Annotated in this window: 16 protein-coding genes; 11 read left to right on the forward strand and 5 right to left on the reverse strand. The window is 60.0% G+C overall.

The features are described 5' to 3' along the window. Positions 1-19: 19 nt before the first annotated feature. Positions 20-661, reverse strand: coding sequence for a ribosome biogenesis GTP-binding protein YihA/YsxC (gene yihA, locus C4J85_RS00400; protein WP_124360645.1), 642 nt, complete (start codon positions 659-661; stop codon positions 20-22). Positions 662-927: 266 nt separating this feature from the next. Between yihA and C4J85_RS27590 the strand changes: the two genes are divergently transcribed. From C4J85_RS27590 to C4J85_RS00430, 6 genes are all read left to right on the forward strand, one after another. Then, positions 928-1074: a cytochrome C gene (locus tag C4J85_RS27590; RefSeq protein ID WP_372237514.1), complete on the forward strand. Its 147-nt coding sequence runs from the start codon at positions 928-930 to the stop codon at positions 1072-1074. Positions 1075-1107: 33 nt separating this feature from the next. After that, on the forward strand, positions 1108-1719 hold the full coding sequence (locus tag C4J85_RS00410; protein WP_124408727.1) for a cytochrome c4: 612 nt from the start codon (positions 1108-1110) through the stop codon (positions 1717-1719). Between the two features lie 168 nt (positions 1720-1887). Further along, positions 1888-2523 (forward strand): thiol:disulfide interchange protein DsbA/DsbL, encoded by a 636-nt coding sequence (locus C4J85_RS00415; RefSeq protein WP_124408728.1) that lies wholly within the window; start codon positions 1888-1890, stop codon positions 2521-2523. Between the two features lie 10 nt (positions 2524-2533). Continuing rightward, on the forward strand, positions 2534-3412 hold the full coding sequence (locus C4J85_RS00420) for an endonuclease/exonuclease/phosphatase family protein (RefSeq protein ID WP_124402603.1): 879 nt from the start codon (positions 2534-2536) through the stop codon (positions 3410-3412). Continuing rightward, positions 3409-5454 (forward strand): GGDEF domain-containing protein, encoded by a 2046-nt coding sequence (locus C4J85_RS00425; RefSeq protein ID WP_124408729.1) that lies wholly within the window; start codon positions 3409-3411, stop codon positions 5452-5454. Before C4J85_RS00420 ends, C4J85_RS00425 begins: the two co-directional genes overlap by 4 nt. A gap of 88 nt (positions 5455-5542) precedes the next feature. Beyond that, positions 5543-6319 (forward strand): N-acetylmuramoyl-L-alanine amidase, encoded by a 777-nt coding sequence (locus tag C4J85_RS00430; RefSeq protein ID WP_124365298.1) that lies wholly within the window; start codon positions 5543-5545, stop codon positions 6317-6319. 58 nt (positions 6320-6377) lie between these two features. On the opposite strand, the gene C4J85_RS00435 is transcribed toward C4J85_RS00430, so the two are convergent. Next, on the reverse strand, positions 6378-8165 hold the full coding sequence (locus C4J85_RS00435; protein WP_124408730.1) for a KinB sensor domain-containing domain: 1788 nt from the start codon (positions 8163-8165) through the stop codon (positions 6378-6380). Between the two features lie 10 nt (positions 8166-8175). Continuing rightward, positions 8176-9522 (reverse strand): sigma-54-dependent response regulator transcription factor AlgB, encoded by a 1347-nt coding sequence (gene algB, locus C4J85_RS00440; protein ID WP_124405922.1) that lies wholly within the window; start codon positions 9520-9522, stop codon positions 8176-8178. Positions 9523-9921: 399 nt separating this feature from the next. On the opposite strand from algB, the gene C4J85_RS00445 reads away from it, so the two are divergent. From C4J85_RS00445 to C4J85_RS00465, 5 genes are all read left to right on the forward strand, one after another. Next, positions 9922-10206, forward strand: coding sequence for a hypothetical protein (locus tag C4J85_RS00445; RefSeq protein WP_124360653.1), 285 nt, complete (start codon positions 9922-9924; stop codon positions 10204-10206). A 78-nt stretch (positions 10207-10284) separates the two neighbouring features. Further along, positions 10285-10449, forward strand: coding sequence for a DUF1328 domain-containing protein (locus C4J85_RS00450; RefSeq protein ID WP_003170804.1), 165 nt, complete (start codon positions 10285-10287; stop codon positions 10447-10449). Between the two features lie 2 nt (positions 10450-10451). Further along, positions 10452-10919: an inhibitor of vertebrate lysozyme family protein gene (locus C4J85_RS00455; protein ID WP_124405923.1), complete on the forward strand. Its 468-nt coding sequence runs from the start codon at positions 10452-10454 to the stop codon at positions 10917-10919. A 715-nt stretch (positions 10920-11634) separates the two neighbouring features. Next, a complete protein-coding gene (gltP, locus tag C4J85_RS00460) occupies positions 11635-12966 on the forward strand; it encodes a glutamate/aspartate:proton symporter GltP (RefSeq protein ID WP_124360655.1) in 1332 nt (443 codons plus the stop codon). A 98-nt stretch (positions 12967-13064) separates the two neighbouring features. Continuing rightward, positions 13065-14294 carry a nucleoside recognition domain-containing protein gene (locus C4J85_RS00465; RefSeq protein ID WP_048721443.1) on the forward strand — a complete coding sequence of 410 codons (1230 nt, stop codon included), beginning with the start codon at positions 13065-13067 and terminating at the stop codon, positions 14292-14294. 40 nt (positions 14295-14334) lie between these two features. Here the strand turns inward: C4J85_RS00465 and C4J85_RS00470 are convergent, their stop codons facing one another. After that, positions 14335-14946, reverse strand: a complete 612-nt coding sequence (locus C4J85_RS00470) for an ABC-type transport auxiliary lipoprotein family protein (protein ID WP_124408731.1) — start codon at positions 14944-14946, stop codon at positions 14335-14337. Then, complete coding sequence (locus C4J85_RS00475; protein WP_124369096.1) at positions 14943-15881, reverse strand: MlaD family protein; 939 nt, start codon at positions 15879-15881, stop codon at positions 14943-14945. Before C4J85_RS00475 ends, C4J85_RS00470 begins: the two co-directional genes overlap by 4 nt.

Consider the following 15881-nt stretch of genomic DNA (forward strand, 5'->3'; position numbering starts at 1 on the left):
TTTTTTGCCCGCGCAAAAGTTACTCGGCGATCTCAGCGCCTTTGTCCGCCAATTCCATCCAGCCGGCCAGTACAGTGTAGGCATCTTCCAGGCCCATGCGCTTTGGCGCGGAGAACAGTTGGATGCTGATTGCGTCGCCCCAACCCTTACGGATCTCGGTCTGCACTTTGAGCAGGGTGTTCTTGGCTGCGCCGTAGGTCAGCTTGTCGGCCTTGGTCAGCAGGATATGCATCGGCATGCCGCTGGCGACCGCCCAGTCGAGCATCAACAGGTCGAAATCGGTCATTGGATGACGGATGTCCATCATCAGGATCAACCCCTTCAAACTCTCCCGGCCACCCAGGTAAGCCTCCAGGTGACGCTGCCAATGCAGCTTCAATGGGATAGGGACTTTTGCATAACCGTAGCCCGGCAGGTCGACCAGACGCCGATCATCGTCTAGCTTGAAGAAGTTGAGCAGCTGCGTGCGACCCGGGGTTTTCGAGGTGCGTGCCAGGCTGGCGTGGGTCAGGGTGTTCAGTGCGCTGGACTTACCGGCGTTGGAACGGCCTGCGAAGGCGACTTCAAAGCCTTCGTCATCGGGGCATTGGTCCACTTTGGCGGCGCTGAGCATGAAGGTGGACTGTTGGCACAGGCCGAGGATGGGATTCTTGAGTTGCATGAGATTTCCGATGTGGGCGGTGCCGAAAAAGGGTGCGGCAAGCGGTGTCGTTTCCGTTTCAGTAGCGCCAGTATATAATGCCGCAGATTTTGTGTGTGCTTTGTCCCAGCGAAGGATGAAGTTCACGGGAGCGAAAGACCTTCATTGCGCATTAGAACGCAAAACGCTCTCAAACCCTGAACAGGTCGATGTATGACCTGATGGTGACTCGCTTCGGTGTCCTGATCGCGCGTTAAAGCGCCCAGGCTACACAGGAACCGCAAGCGCTGTACAACCGAGTTTGCGTGGTCATGCCGGTGCAACGCGTGACCCGGGGTTTCAAGGCAATGCCGCCGCGTGGTTTGTGCAAGGACTGCAGTACTGAGGATTACCAGGCCATCATTGAGTTGATGGTGAGTAAACCCGGTAGATAACTCTTAAACCCTTAGCCGTAGTTGGATTAGCTGATGAACAAACTGATCGTGAGTCTGCTGTTGACCTTGGGCATCACCGGTGTTGCCCATGCTGCAGGCGACGCTACCGCGGGGCAGGCGAAAGCCGCCGTGTGTGGTGCTTGCCATGGACCGGACGGTAACAGCCCGGCACCGAACTTCCCCAAACTCGCCGGCCAGGGTGAACGTTACCTGACCAAGCAGATGCACGACATCAAGGATGGCAAGCGCGTGGTGCTGGAAATGACCGGCTTGCTGGCCAACTCCAGCGATCAGGACATGGCTGACATCGCGGCGTATTTTGCCAGTCAGAAAGGCAGCGTGGGAGCTGCCGATCCGAAACTGGTCGCCCGTGGCGAGAAGCTGTTTCGTGGCGGCGACCTGGACAAAGGCCTGCCCGCCTGTACCGGCTGCCATTCGCCCAATGGCGCAGGCAACGCCCCGGCAGGCTTCCCGCACCTGAGCGGCCAGCACGCCACTTACATCGCCAAGCAGTTGACCGACTTCCGCAAAGAAGAAGCCGGCCGCGCCAACGATGGCGACGCAATGACCATGCGCACCATCGCCCGGAAACTGAGTGACGAAGACATTGCGGCAATCTCCAGTTACATCCAAGGCTTGCACTGACAGCCTGCAACGTTAACGCTCGATTAATCCATCGATGCAAGCATAAAAAGGGTGGCTACGGCCGCCCTTTTTTGTGGCGGCTGCCGTTACACTAACGAACTCATGTCCGCGTAGACCTGTCACACCTAAAGGTCGCGTGAGGCGACCGTATTTGTCCAGGAGTAAAGCATGCGTAATCTGATCCTCAGCGCCGCCCTCGTCACTGCCAGTCTCTTCGGCATGACCGCACAAGCTGCCGACGTGCCGCTTGAAGCCGGTAAAACCTACGTTGAATTGGCTAACCCGGTGCCGGTTTCGGTGCCCGGCAAGATCGAAGTGGTGGAGCTGTTCTGGTACGGTTGCCCGCATTGCTATGCTTTTGAGCCAGTCATCAACCCGTGGGTCGATAAGCTGCCTCAGGACGTGAACTTCAAACGTATTCCTGCCCTGTTCGGCGGCCCATGGGACGCCCACGGCCAGCTGTTCATTACCCTGGACACCATGGGTGTAGAACACAAGGTTCACGCAGCTGTGTTCAATGCCATCCAGAAAGAAGGCAAGCGCCTGGTGAAGCCTGAAGACATGGCCGATTTCGTCGCCACCCAAGGCGTCGACAAAACCAAGTTCCTGGAGACATTCAACTCGTTCGCTGTGAAGGGCAAGATGGCCCAATACAAGGAACTGGCCCAGAAATACGGCGTGCAAGGCGTACCGACCCTGATCGTCAACGGCAAATACCGCTTTGACATCGGCAGTGCCGGCGGCGAAGAACAAGCGCTGAACGTGGCCGACCAGCTGATCGCCAAAGAGCGCGCAGCCAAGTAAGGGGCTCGCCATGCGCCGCTGGGGTACCGAACGCGTTGTAGGCCTGCATGATCCGCGGGTCAACGAACATCATCTGGAGTCCACAGGCCTGCCGGCAGACAGCCGCCTGCGCCTGCTCAGTTTCAATATCCAGGTGGGTAACAGCACCGAGAAATATCGGCACTACCTCACGCGGGGCTGGCAGCATTTGCTGCCGCACAAAGGGCGCACCGGCAATCTGCAAAAAATCGGCGACCTGCTCAGCGACTTCGACCTGGTCGCCCTGCAGGAAGCCGACGGCGGGAGCCTGCGCTCCGGCTACATCAACCAGGTGGAGCACCTTGCCCAGCTCGGCGCCTTCCCCTACTGGTACCAGCAACTCAATCGCAACCTCGGGCGCCTGGCGCAGCACAGCAATGGCGTGCTCAGCCGCTTGAAGCCGACCGTCATCGAGGATCACCCGTTGCCGGGCCCCAAAGGGCGAGGCGCGATCCTTGTGCGTTTTGGTGAAGGTCCGGAAGCGTTGGTGGTGGTGATGATGCACCTGGCCCTCGGCGGGCGTACGCGCAACCTTCAGTTGGCCTACGTGCGCGACTTGATCGGCAACTACAAGCACCAGGTGCTGATGGGTGACATGAACACCCATGCCACTGACCTGCTGCAGAATTCCCCGCTGCGCGACCTCGGCCTGCTGGCGCCGCAGGTTGAAGCCACGTTTCCCAGCTGGCGTCCGCAGCGCTGTCTGGACCATATCCTGCTCAGCCCGAGCCTCACACTGGAAAGTGTGCAGGTGCTGGCGCAGCCCATTTCCGATCACCTGCCGGTCGCGGTAGAGATTCGTCTGCCGGGTTCGCTTACGGCTGATGCATTACCCGCGTTGAGCCCAGGCCCTCGCGGACCTCTTGCATGAGCGACGACGCCCAGCGCTGGAAAGAGAAATACCTTAAAAGCATCGAGCAACAAGACAAGCTCGAACGCCGCTGGGCCGCCCGCCTCGACCTGCTACGCCGAGGGCTGGTGCGCAGCACGCTGGCGGCTGAAGGCACTGACCGCGCTGTCGATCAATGCATGAAGGAAATGCGCGATGTGGTGCGCACCGACGACATGGACGCTGCCCTGGCTGCCCTGCTGCCGCGTCTGGAAAAGGCCGTGCTGGATTCCGAGCAGCGCCGCGAAACGCGGGTTGACCAGATCAGTTCCGCCCTCACCGCCCTGGTCGCGCAGTTGCAGAAACTGCCGCTGCCCCGTGAGGTGGCGCGCCCGCTGAAGACCTTCGCCAAACAGCTCGACGCTCGGGTGGGGCAGGCGCGGGAAATTCCGCTGCTGCTCAGCGAGTTGAGCAACCTGCAAGAGCAGGCGCTGCAAAACCTGGAGCCAGAGGGTGAAACCTCACGCTCCGGGCCCGGTTTGTTGCAACGCTTGTTTGGTGCCAAAGAGGTCTCCAATGACACCTCTGCGCCTGAGCCTGAGGTGCTCCCTGCGGCAAAATCCGTTGCGCCCAAACCTGGCCCTGAGCCTGCGGAACCGGCCCAGTCCGAAGAACTGACACAAGCCTTGCGCGCGTTTGCACCGTTGCCACAAACAGTGACGGCCGCCGAGCCTGAGGCCGTTGCACCGGTCAAAGAGCCTGTGCCTGCCGGCGCAACGTTTGAGTTCGAGGCGCCTGCTCAAACGTCACCCGTGTCCACGCCTGACAAAACCCCCGAGCCTGCGGTGCCGGCTGAGGAAGCCGCTCCCGAAAGCGCACTTGCTGCCTTTATCGAAGAGCCCCAAGACTCAGTCGACACGCCTGAAGAAACCCTCATCGGCAGCCTTTCCCTCCCGCCCGTATGGGATACCGCAGAGCCTGATCCCGATGCAGTGCAATCGGAGGGGCTCTACGCGCTGCCCGATTCGCCCGAGCCGTCCTACAGCTCGGTTGCCCAGCACATTGAAAACACCTTGCTCGGCCTGCTGGAAGACCTGTCCCTGCCCGAGCGCCACCGGCCTCAGGCCGAAGCCATGCGCGAACGCCTTGCCCATGGCTTGAACTGGTACGAACTGCTGCCGATCCTCGACGACCTGGCGGTGCTGATGTTGGCTGTCACCGACAGCGGCCAGCATGAGTTCGAGGCTTACCTTAAACAGCTCAACGAACGCCTTGAGGCATTCCAGGGCCATCTGCAGGTTGCCAGCGAAGGTCACGCCGACAGTCGCTCCGCTGCGCGCCAGTTGGACACGCAGATTCGCGAGCAAGTGGACGGCCTGCAAAGCAGCGTGCAGGAAGCTGCCGATCTGGACAGCCTCAAGCAACTGCTGGAGAGCCACCTTGAAGGCTTGCTCGGCACCATGGACGAACACCGCCAGCAGCGCGACCAACGCGAACAGGAAGTGGCCGCACGCCTCCAGGGCCTGGCGGAGCGGGTGGCGAACATGGAGCAGGAAGCCCAGGGCTATCGTGAGCATTTGGAAATACAGCGCCAGAAGGCGCTGATCGATCCACTCACCGGCCTGCCCAACCGCGCAGCCTGGAGTGAGCGCCTGGATCAGGAGGTCAATGCCTGGCATCAACGTGGCAACAGTCTGTCACTGGCCATGCTGGACCTGGACCACTTCAAGCGCATCAACGACGGCTACGGCCACTTGGCCGGCGATAGAGTGCTGAAGATCATTGCCAGTGTGCTGCGCAAGCGCCTGCGGCCGACCGATTTTATTGCGCGCTTCGGCGGCGAAGAATTTGTGTTGTTGATGCCCGACTCAGCCTTGGCGGATGCCCTGGCCGTGGGTGAAGGGTTGCGGGCGGCCATCGAGGCTTGCCCGTTTCACTTCAAGGGCGTGCCGGTAACCATCACGGTATCCATGGGGGTCGCGCAGTTTCAACCAGGCGAGCGCAGTGACCTGGCGCTCAAGCGCGCAGATGAGGCGCTTTACAGGGCGAAGGCAGCGGGACGTAACCAGGTGCAGGCGGCGTAAAAGATGTTCCATTTTGTAATTTCGCCGCCTGGGATTTGACGTTACGTTACACTGTTGCATTATCGTCCTCTGCGTAATGCCTTCTGCCATGAAATCTCTCTTTATTGCTTTTGCCGTTCTTGTGCTCGCCGGTTGCTCCAGCGGCCCGCGCCTGAACACCAGCCATCCTTCGGTTAATCACGACAACCGTGTGCAGTTCGTTGTGGTGCATTACACCTCGGCCAACCTTGAGCGCTCCCTGGCGTTATTGACCCATGGTCAGGTCAGCAGCCATTACCTGATCGGCGATGACGCTTCAGGCACCCTCTACAAGCTGGTTGATGAAAGCCAGCGTGCCTGGCACGCCGGGGAAAGTGAGTGGATGGGGCGCACCTGGCTCAATTCCAGCTCCATCGGCATCGAGATCGTCAACCCGGGCTATAGCGACACCCCGACCGGTCGGGTGTGGTACCCGTACTCCGAAGCTCAGGTGAAATCACTGGTGGTGTTGCTCAAGGACATCAGCAAGCGTAACGGGATCGCCCCCAAGAACATCATTGGGCACAGCGACATCGCCCCGCTGCGCAAGCTGGACCCTGGCCCGTTGTTCCCTTGGAAGCGTCTGGCCGATGAAGGCCTGGGGATTTGGCCGGATGCCCAGGCGGTGGCTCGATTCCAGGCGCAGTACGCCACGCAACTGCCAAGCATCAGTTGGTTCCAGCAAGAACTGGCCCGTCTGGGTTACCAGACCCCACAGACCGGCGAGTTGGATGTGGCCACGCGTCATGTAATCGCCGCGTTCCAGATGCATTTCCGTCCATCGCTGTTTGACGGAACGCCGGATGCGGAAAGTGCGGCGATCCTGCATGCCTTGAACCAGCGCTGAAATGGCTGGCAAGTTTTTGTGGCAAGGCAGCAAGCACCCTCGCCACAAAAGCGCGCGCCTACAGAGGCAAGGCCATATAGAACTGTGTGCCCTGCCCCGGCCGTGAGTACACACCCATGCGGCCGCCGTGCAATTGCACGATCTCCTTGCACAGCGCCAGCCCCAGGCCGGCGCCGCCTTTTTTGCGCCCCACCTGCACGAAAGGTTCGAAGATGCGTCCTTGCTGGCCGTACGCAATGCCTTCGCCGTTGTCCTCGACGCTGATAATTACCCGCTCACCATGACGCCGAGCCTGCAAGCGAATCTGCCCTCTCTCGGCCGTGTGTCGCATGGCGTTACCCAGCAGGTTGTCTAGCACGCGCTCCAGTTGTGCCTGGTCGGCATACAGGCGAGGCAGATCAGATTGCACCTCCACCATCAGTTCAATACCTTGCGCGCCCGCCGGCTCGGCGAATCGAGCGCGGGCATGCTCGAGCAGGTCAGTCACATCGCATGGCCCGAGCGTGAGTTTCTGCAGGCCGTTCTGATAGCGCGAGAAGTTGAGCAAATCGTTGATCAACTGCATCAACCGCTGCATTTCTTCATTGACCGTATCCAGCAGGTCCGCTTCGCGTGATTCCGCCGGGAACTTGGCCCGTTCGCGGAACAGTCCGAAGGCCATGTGCATGCCGGTCACCGGTGTCCGCAGCTCGTGGGAGGCGCGCAACACGAACTCGCTGCGTACCCGTTCAAAAGCCCGCTGCTCGGTGACGTCATGCAGCACCATCACAGCGCCCAGAATGTGCCCCTGTGTATGGCTGACCGGGGTCAGGCTGTACGTCAGCAGACGCAGCTCGCCTTCGACTTCAACTTCCAGATCCTCCGGCGCCCGCTCCAGGTTGCCGCCGCGCAGCACCAAGTGCAGCTGTTCATCCATTTCCGGACGACCCAGCGCTTCGCCCAGGCCCTGGCCGAGGCGTTCTTCGTCCCAACCCAGCTGGCGTTGCGCCACAGGGTTGAGGTGCTCGAGATGGCCCTGGCGATCAATCATCAGCAAGCCGTCGTCAATGCTGTCGAGTACTGCTTGCAAGCGCTGCTGGCCGGCGAGCAGCTCATCGACATTGGTGGCCTGATGTTGGCGCAATGCCTCGGCCATGATGCCGAAGCGACGGGTCAGCTGGTTCATTTCCGCCGCCGACGATATCGGCAATGTCACTTCGAAATCGCCTTGCCCGATTTTGTCGGCAGCCTTGGCCAGCGCTTCGATTGGCCCGCCGAATCGCCGGGCAATGCCATGCGCGGTCACAAAACCGATGATCAGCACCGCAAGGCCTACCAGCCCCAGTAAGCTGGCAATCAACAGCGCCCGTTCGCGGGATCTGTGCTCGCTCGTGCTGATATTTTCCAGCGCCTGTTTGTGGTGAACGATTAGCCCATTGCGCAGGGTATTGAAGGTTTCAGTGAGCTTTTCCTTGCTGCCCGGTACAGGTGGGTTCTGCTGGAATTCGTCAAATGCCTGCAGCAGGTGCTGGTAGTCGTCGCGTGCCTGACTGAAACCGTGGGTCAGTCCGTCACGCTGTTCATGGGCGATGCCCTGGTCCAGCAGGTCGAAGTATTGCTGCTTGGAAGCTTGCAAGGCAGCCGGATCTGGGCGCTTTTCGAGCATCATCATCAGTTGATCGCCCAGGCTCTGGCGCAACTTGAGACCCAGCTCCAGGGTGACGAAGTTGCTGCGAATCAACGATTCCTGGGTCTTGGCCATCTGCATCACGCTGACCAGGCCCAGGACCAGCCCCAGCAGGGCCACGGTGATCAGCGCTGAGATGCTCAGAAATAGTCGAGTACGCAGTTTCATCGCGAGCTTCATGAGGTACAGCTCATAGGTTGTACTGTTTACGTTTGCGATACAGCGTCGACGCATCGATGCCAAGGGTGCGCGCGGCCTGGTCCAGCGTATCGCTGGTGGCCAGGACGGCGCCGATATGGGCTTTCTCCAGCTCGTCCAGGCTCAGTGCCGCACCAATGCGCGGTGCGTTGTTGGTCGGTTGCTCGGCCATGCCAAGGTGGCTGATCTCGACCTTTTCCTGAGGGCAGATGATGCTGGCGCGTTCCACCACGTTGCGCAGCTCCCGGATGTTGCCGGGCCAACGGTAGTTGAGCAGTGCTTCGCGTGCCTGATCGCTGAAGCCGCGAGCCGGGCGGGCATACTCCTTGACGAAGCGCGCCAGGAACCGGTCGGCCAGGGCGAGGATGTCTTCACTGCGTTCGCGTAGCGGCGGCAGGTGGAGGGTGATGACGTTGAGGCGATACAGCAGGTCTTCACGGAAGCGGCCGTCGCGCACCATGTCTTCCAGGTTGAGGTTGGTGGCGGCGAGGATGCGCACGTCAGCGCGACGGGTAACCGGGTCGCCGACACGCTCGTATTCCTTGTCCTGAATGAAACGCAGCAGTTTTGGCTGCAAGGTGAGCGGAAAATCGCCGATCTCGTCAAGAAACAAGGTGCCGCCGTCCGCCTGGTTAACGCGGCCCAACGTGCTTTCGCTGGCACCGGTAAAGGCGCCGCGGCTGTGGCCGAACAATTCGCTTTCCATCAGTTCTGCGGTCAACGAGGGGCAGTTGATGGTTACGCAGGATTTCTTCGAGCGTTTGCTCCAGCCGTGAATGGCCCGCGCCAACTCGCCTTTACCGGTGCCCGACTCGCCGAGAATCAAAATATTGGCGTCGGTCCCTGCCACTTGGCGTGCGGTTTCCAGTACCACCATCATCGCCGGGCTGTGGGAGTCGAGACCGTCCTTGGATTGGCGTACCGCGCCTTCCAGCACTTCCAGGCGTGCCGACAGCTGGCGCACTTCCAATTGTTTGGCGGTGGCCAGGCGCAACTGGTCCGGGCTGCAGGGTTTGACCAGGTAATCGGCGGCGCCGGCTTGAATGGCGTCTACTGCGGTGTCCACGGCGGAGTGGGCCGTCACGATCACGACACGCATCCATGGCGCCTGGACACGCATCTGGGCCAATACATCCAGGCCATTGTCTTCGCCCAGGCGCAAATCGAGGAAGCACAGATCGAACACTTGGCGTTGCATCAAGGCATCGGCTTGGGCCGCGCTGTTGGCGGTGGCGACGGTGTAGCCTTCATCTTCCAGGCAATAACGGAAGGTACGGAGGATCGCGGACTCGTCATCCACTAAAAGAATGCGGCCTTGAAGTTCCTTGGCTGATTCCATCTGTCCCGCGCTCCTAACTATGAATGTTGGTGTTTAGTCCCGGAATAATCGGGCAAGTTGCATGGTTTATTCTGATCGATAAAAGGCAACGTCGCGCAGCTATCTGCATACCTTCCTACGCGCCCCGCTAAAGCCCCGCGCTAGTGGCGTTTTCATATCTTCTCGCCGCTTCGGCAATCCTGCAGCTACTTTCGCTCCGTCAACCCGACCACTGGCCATCGTGCATTTCGCACGGCCCTACAGGGGGCATCGTGCAGGATGCTGTGCAGCGCGCTTTTAAATAATCTATATCTTATTGATTTTAAAGCGCTTTATTTTGCAATAAACCTGGCATGCGCTCTGCAATAGGTAATGCATAGAGCGTCATGAACGAATAATCAGAATGCGGGAGAAAGCAGTATGACTCGCCAAAGCCTAAGCCAATTGCGTGTATCGCCACTGCATCTGCAGCAAGGCCTGTTCGCCAGTCTGGCGTTGATGGTCACGCTGATCGCCGGCCAGCAGATGCAGCATTGGCAGCAGAGTCAGCAGCCGACTGCGCAGTTCGAACGTCCCGTCATGACCCAGACCCACTTCCGTTCCGTCGCCAGCACGGCTGTCGATGTAACCGCCCCGCAACTGAGAGTGGCAGACCAGGATTCCACCCTGAGCGAACTGCCGGTCCAGGAACGCTGGGTGTTCTAAGCAACAAAACGTCGCTCATGCCGAGCGGCCGCATGGCATCACTGCTGTTACCTCTATGAAAGCTTAAGGAGAATCACCATGTTGAGTTGGGCAATCACATTTCTGATCATCGCCATTGTGGCTGCAGTCCTGGGCTTCGGTGGTATCGCGGGCACCGCCACGGGTATCGCAAAGATTCTGTTCGTGGTGTTCCTGGTGATGTTCATCGCTTCGTTCTTCTTTGGTCGTCGCGGCCGAGGCTGAATATGACCACTTTGTCCCTCAAAGCCATTGCTGCTGCCGTGCTGTTGAGCGGCAGTGGCCTGGTGATGGCCGCCAACGACGGCCAATCCCGGGCCAACGAATTGCTCAGCACGGATGCGCAGTACCGTGAAACCTGGCAAGGCGTGGTGAAGAAAGAAGAGCGCCTGCCGGAATGGGTGATGAACCTGTCGGGTACGGCTGAGCAGATGAACGCGGTCGAAGAGGATGGCGACAAGTATCTGGTGGGGCCGCTGTGTGAAACGGCAGATACCTGCCTGAACAAGCGCCTGATCGTCGCCTTCAGCCTCGATAAGGAAGATGCCTACGCGATGTTGGTGGAAGTCCCGGCAGGTCTGCCGAAGGACAAGTCCCCAACACGCCACGCCGATTACCGTTTTCTCGGTAAGCCGGACGAAGGCATGAAAAAGCTGCTGATGGAGCAGCTGAAGAAAGATCCGAATTGGTACTAGGTTCCGTCTCACGGAGCCGGCGTCCATAGAAAGAAGCCAGTTCGCTTCTTTCTGTTTGCATCGCTCGCCAAGGGCGATGCATGACCAGGGGGCCGGGTTGCTCTGATCGATCAGGATCGGCGCGACCTACGGGTACAGGGAGTGCCTGCGCAAGGGCCGGGTCAGGCGAAAAGCTGCGACGCAAGTTCACAAGTCCTCAAGCTTGCTGAACTTGCGGCGGGCTTATGCTGTTCATCGTTCGCGCGTCATGCCGCCCATAGCCGACATTCATCGTTTTTCCTCCCGCCAACCATTACCTTGTGTGTCGGCGCGACCATCTATCGAGAAAACTTTGCTGACGCTATAGGCAGTTTCTTACGCCAGGCTGCGGATTTTCCAAGCATTTTCAGCAAACCCCTCTAGCCATTCGGTATCTCTGTGCATACCGGAATTGGCAGCTTCACGGCAGGTTCACCCGCTTGAATGGCGCATTCGAACTGACCGTTCAGACAATTATTTTCAAGAATAGCCATGCCGATTCGGCATAGGGTAGGCGTTTACGGCATTAGACGTCGCTCCCTTGCATGGGAATAGTTGCGGCTTTTTTCGCCTGCCAGTAAGCCATTTCGGCCACGCTGCGGTGACCTTCCATGGAGGCAGATGCACACACTTTTTCGCTTTCGAGCGGTCCAGCTGGCGCATTTGCCTTAAGTTCACTTGAAGTAAGGGTAATGACATGAAGAAGGCAAAGCTAAGCCTCGCCTGGCAGATCCTCATCGGTTTGGTACTGGGGATCGCGATCGGCGCAGTGCTCAACCATTTCAGTGCTGAAAAGGCCTGGTGGATCAGCAACGTGCTGCAGCCGGCGGGCGATATCTTTATCCGCCTGATCAAGATGATCGTCATCCCAATCGTGATTTCCTCGCTGATCGTGGGCATTGCTGGCGTTGGTGACGCGAAAAAGCTCGGTCGCATCGGTGTCAAAACCATCCTCTACTTTGAAGTCGTCACCACCATCGCCATTGTGGTCGGCCTGTTGCTGGCCAACCTGTTCCATCCGGGCGCGGGCATCGACATGAGTACCCTGGGTACAGTCGACATCTCCAAGTACCAGGCAACCGCCGCCGAGGTGCAGCATGAGCATGCGTTCATCGAGACCATTCTCAACCTGATCCCGTCGAACATCTTCGCTGCCGTTGCGCGCGGCGAGATGCTGCCGATCATTTTCTTCTCCGTGCTGTTCGGCCTGGGCTTGTCGAGCCTCAAGCCGGAACTGCGCGAGCCGTTGGTGACCATGTTCCAGGGCGTGTCCGAGAGCATGTTCAAAGTCACTCACATGATCATGAAGTACGCCCCTATCGGTGTATTTGCCCTGATCGCGGTAACGGTCGCTAACTTCGGCTTCGCCTCGCTGCTGCCGTTGGCCAAGCTGGTGATCCTGGTGTACGTCGCGATTCTGTTCTTCGCGTTTGCGGTGCTGGGCATGATCGCCCGCCTGTTTGGTTTCTCGATCCTCAAGCTGATGCGCATCTTCAAGGATGAGCTGGTGCTGGCCTACTCCACCGCCAGCTCTGAAACCGTGCTGCCGCGCGTGATCGAGAAGATGGAAGCCTACGGCGCGCCGAAGGCGATCTGCAGCTTCGTGGTGCCGACGGGTTACTCGTTCAACCTCGACGGTTCGACCCTGTACCAGAGCATCGCTGCAATCTTCATCGCGCAGCTGTACGGCATCGACCTGTCGATCGGCCAGCAACTGATGCTGGTCCTGACCCTGATGGTCACCTCCAAAGGTATTGCCGGTGTGCCGGGTGTGTCCTTCGTTGTGTTGCTGGCGACCCTGGGCAGTGTGGGCATCCCATTGGAAGGCCTGGCGTTTATCGCGGGTGTCGACCGTGTGATGGACATGGCGCGTACCGCGCTGAACGTGATCGGCAACGCTTTGGCCGTGCTGGTTATCTCGCGCTGGGAAGGTATGTACGACGATGCCAAGGGCGAGCGCTACTGGAATTCGCTGCCGCACTGGCGCAGCAAAGAAGCGCTGCCGGCCGGCGAGATCACGCGCGGCTGATCGCGCGATTGCGCTGACACAAACCCCGGATAATTCCGGGGTTTGTCGTTTCTGCCAGCCCCGCTATCATTCGCCCCAACTTTCGGGGGATTTAACTGATGCTCAATGGCCTGTGGCTTGGCTTCTTTGTCGTGGCAATGGTGTCAGCACTGGCGCAATGGCTGGTGGGCGGTAACGCCGGAATTTTCGCGGCGATGGTGGAAAGCATTTTCGCCATGGCCAAATTGTCGGTGGAGGTCATGGTGCTGCTGTTCGGCACCCTGACGCTGTGGCTGGGCTTTCTGCGTATCGCCGAAAAAGCCGGGATCGTCGATTGGCTGGCCAAGGCCCTGGGCCCGCTGTTTCGCCGCCTGATGCCGGAAGTACCCGCCGGCCACCCAGCCATCGGCCTGATCACCCTCAACTTCGCCGCCAACGGCCTGGGCCTGGACAACGCCGCCACGCCTATCGGCCTGAAAGCCATGAAGGCGCTGCAGGAACTCAACCCTATCCCCAACACGGCAAGCAACGCGCAGATCCTGTTTCTGGTGCTCAATGCGTCCTCGCTGACGCTGTTGCCCGTGACCATCTTCATGTACCGCGCCCAGCAAGGCGCTGCCGACCCGACGCTGGTGTTCCTGCCGATCCTGCTGGCCACCAGCGCGTCGACCCTGGTCGGCCTGCTGTCGGTGGCGGTCATGCAGCGCCTGCGGTTGTGGGACCCCGTGGTGCTGGCCTATCTGATTCCCGGCGCGTTGGTGTTGGGTGGCTTCATGGCGCTGCTGGCGACCTTGTCCGCGACCGCACTGGCCGGTTTGTCGTCGATCCTGGGCAACCTCACGCTGTTTGGCTTGATCATGCTGTTCCTGGTGATCGGCGCGTTGCGCAAGGTCAAGGTGTATGAGGCCTTCGTCGAAGGCGCCAAGGAAGGCTTCGATGTCGCCAAGAACCTGTTGCCCTATCTGGTGGCGATGCTCTGTGCGGTGGGTGTGTTACGTGCGTCCGGCGCGCTGGACTTCGGCCTGGAAGGGATTCGCCACCTGGTGGCCTGGACCGGCATGGACACCCGCTTTGTCGACGCGCTGCCGACCGCGATGGTCAAGCCGTTCTCCGGCAGCGCGGCGCGGGCGATGCTGATCGAGACCATGCAGACCCAGGGTGTAGACAGCTTCCCGGCGTTGGTGGCGGCGACGATCCAGGGCAGTACCGAGACCACTTTTTATGTGTTGGCGGTGTACTTCGGGTCGGTGGGCATCCAGCGCGCGCGGCATGCGGTGGGGTGTGCGTTGTTGGCAGAATTCGCCGGAGTCGTTGCGGCTATTGCGGTGTGTTACTGGTTCTTTGGTTGAGGCTTAGATAGCTATCGGGGGCAAGCCCCCGATTAGGCCATCAGTGTTTAGAAGCAGCATTGCCTTGTGCGACCACCCAATCCACCACCTGTCTGTTCAAACTATCCCCCGCCTGCCCAAACCCAGCCACCACCGCCGGCACCTGGGTATCGCTCACCGGCTGGCGCACTTCAAACCGGCGACTGGCAATGATCCGCTGATCACTGCCGCGCACCAGCCGCGCATCCAGGCGAATCACCACGTCCACGGCCTTGCCGTGATATTCACTTTGAAACGCCTGCAACTGGCCGCCGAGCTCATAGTCGGCTTGCAGGTTAGTCTCGTCGGTACTCAACAGCGTCACCCGGCCGTCACGCTGGAAGCCATCCAGCAGGCGATTACGCAACAGCACCGGCGCCGGATCGCTCCAGCGCGAGTTCGCATAGCTGCTGATCAAATCGCCATTGGGCACCACCGCGATGCGCGGGCTGTCGAGAAACTCACTGGTTTGTGGCTTGGTCACGCGCAATGACCAGCTTACTGGCGCGCCTTGGCTGACGGGCTGGGCCGAAGCCAGGCGGTACACGTCGGACGGGTCCGGCTTGGGCAGGATCGAGCACGCGCTTATCAGCGCGAAGGCTGCCGGGGCGATCATTCGGTAAGCACGCTTCATGGCGTGAACTCCTTGTTCTTGTCACTGCCCAGCAGGTAACCGCTGGGGTTGGCTTCGAGGCGGCGCGAGATGGCGCGCAACGAACCGAGGGTTTCGCGCAGTTCGCGCACGGCCGGTGCCAGCTCATTGAGGCCCTGCAGGCCGCTGTTCACCGAGTCCTTGTTGTTGGCCAGCAACGTGTTGAGGGTGGCGGTGCTTTGCTCAAGAGACTTCATCGCCTGCTCCGCGCTGCCAAAGGCTTGCTTGCCTTGATCATTGAGCAAGCCGTTGGCGTTGCGCATCAATACGGTGGTCTGCTCCAGCGCACCGCCGGCCTGTTTGCTCACTTGCAGCAATTGCTGCATCACCACTTTGATGTCGCCGCGCTGGTCGGCGATGGCGCCGGTGGTTTGTTGCAGATTGTCCAGGGTCGTGCTCAAGCGTTCGACGTTTTCCCGGGAGAACAGCTGGTTGGCGTTATGCAGCAGCAGGTTGATGCTGGTCATCAGGTCGTTACTGTTATTGAGCAGGCGTGCGATGGGCGATGGCGACGCGATGATTTCCGGCAGGTTGCCATCTTTGCCCTTGAGTTCCGGGCTTTGCGGGGTGCCGCCGCTGAGCTGGATGATCGAGGTGCCAGTAATGCCGGTCAGGGCCAGCTTGGCCTGGGTGTCTTCCTTGATCGGCGTTTGCCCGGCCAGGCGGATGCGCGCCAGCACGCGGCGTGGGTCCTTGGGGTCCAGGCGCAGGCTGGTGACATCGCCCACCTTGATCCCGCTGTACTGCACCGAACTGCCTTGGGACAGGCCGCTGACCGCTTCGTTGAACACCACCTCGTAATCGCGGAAAGCACTGTCGACGCTGGATTTGGCCAGCCACAGGCCGAACAGCATCGCGCCGACCACCACAATTACGCTGAACAATCCGATCATCACATGATGGGCTCGGGTTTCCAT

Origin of the sequence: Pseudomonas sp. R4-34-07, from assembly GCF_003852375.1 — a bacterium.
Lineage (GTDB): Bacteria > Pseudomonadota > Gammaproteobacteria > Pseudomonadales > Pseudomonadaceae > Aquipseudomonas.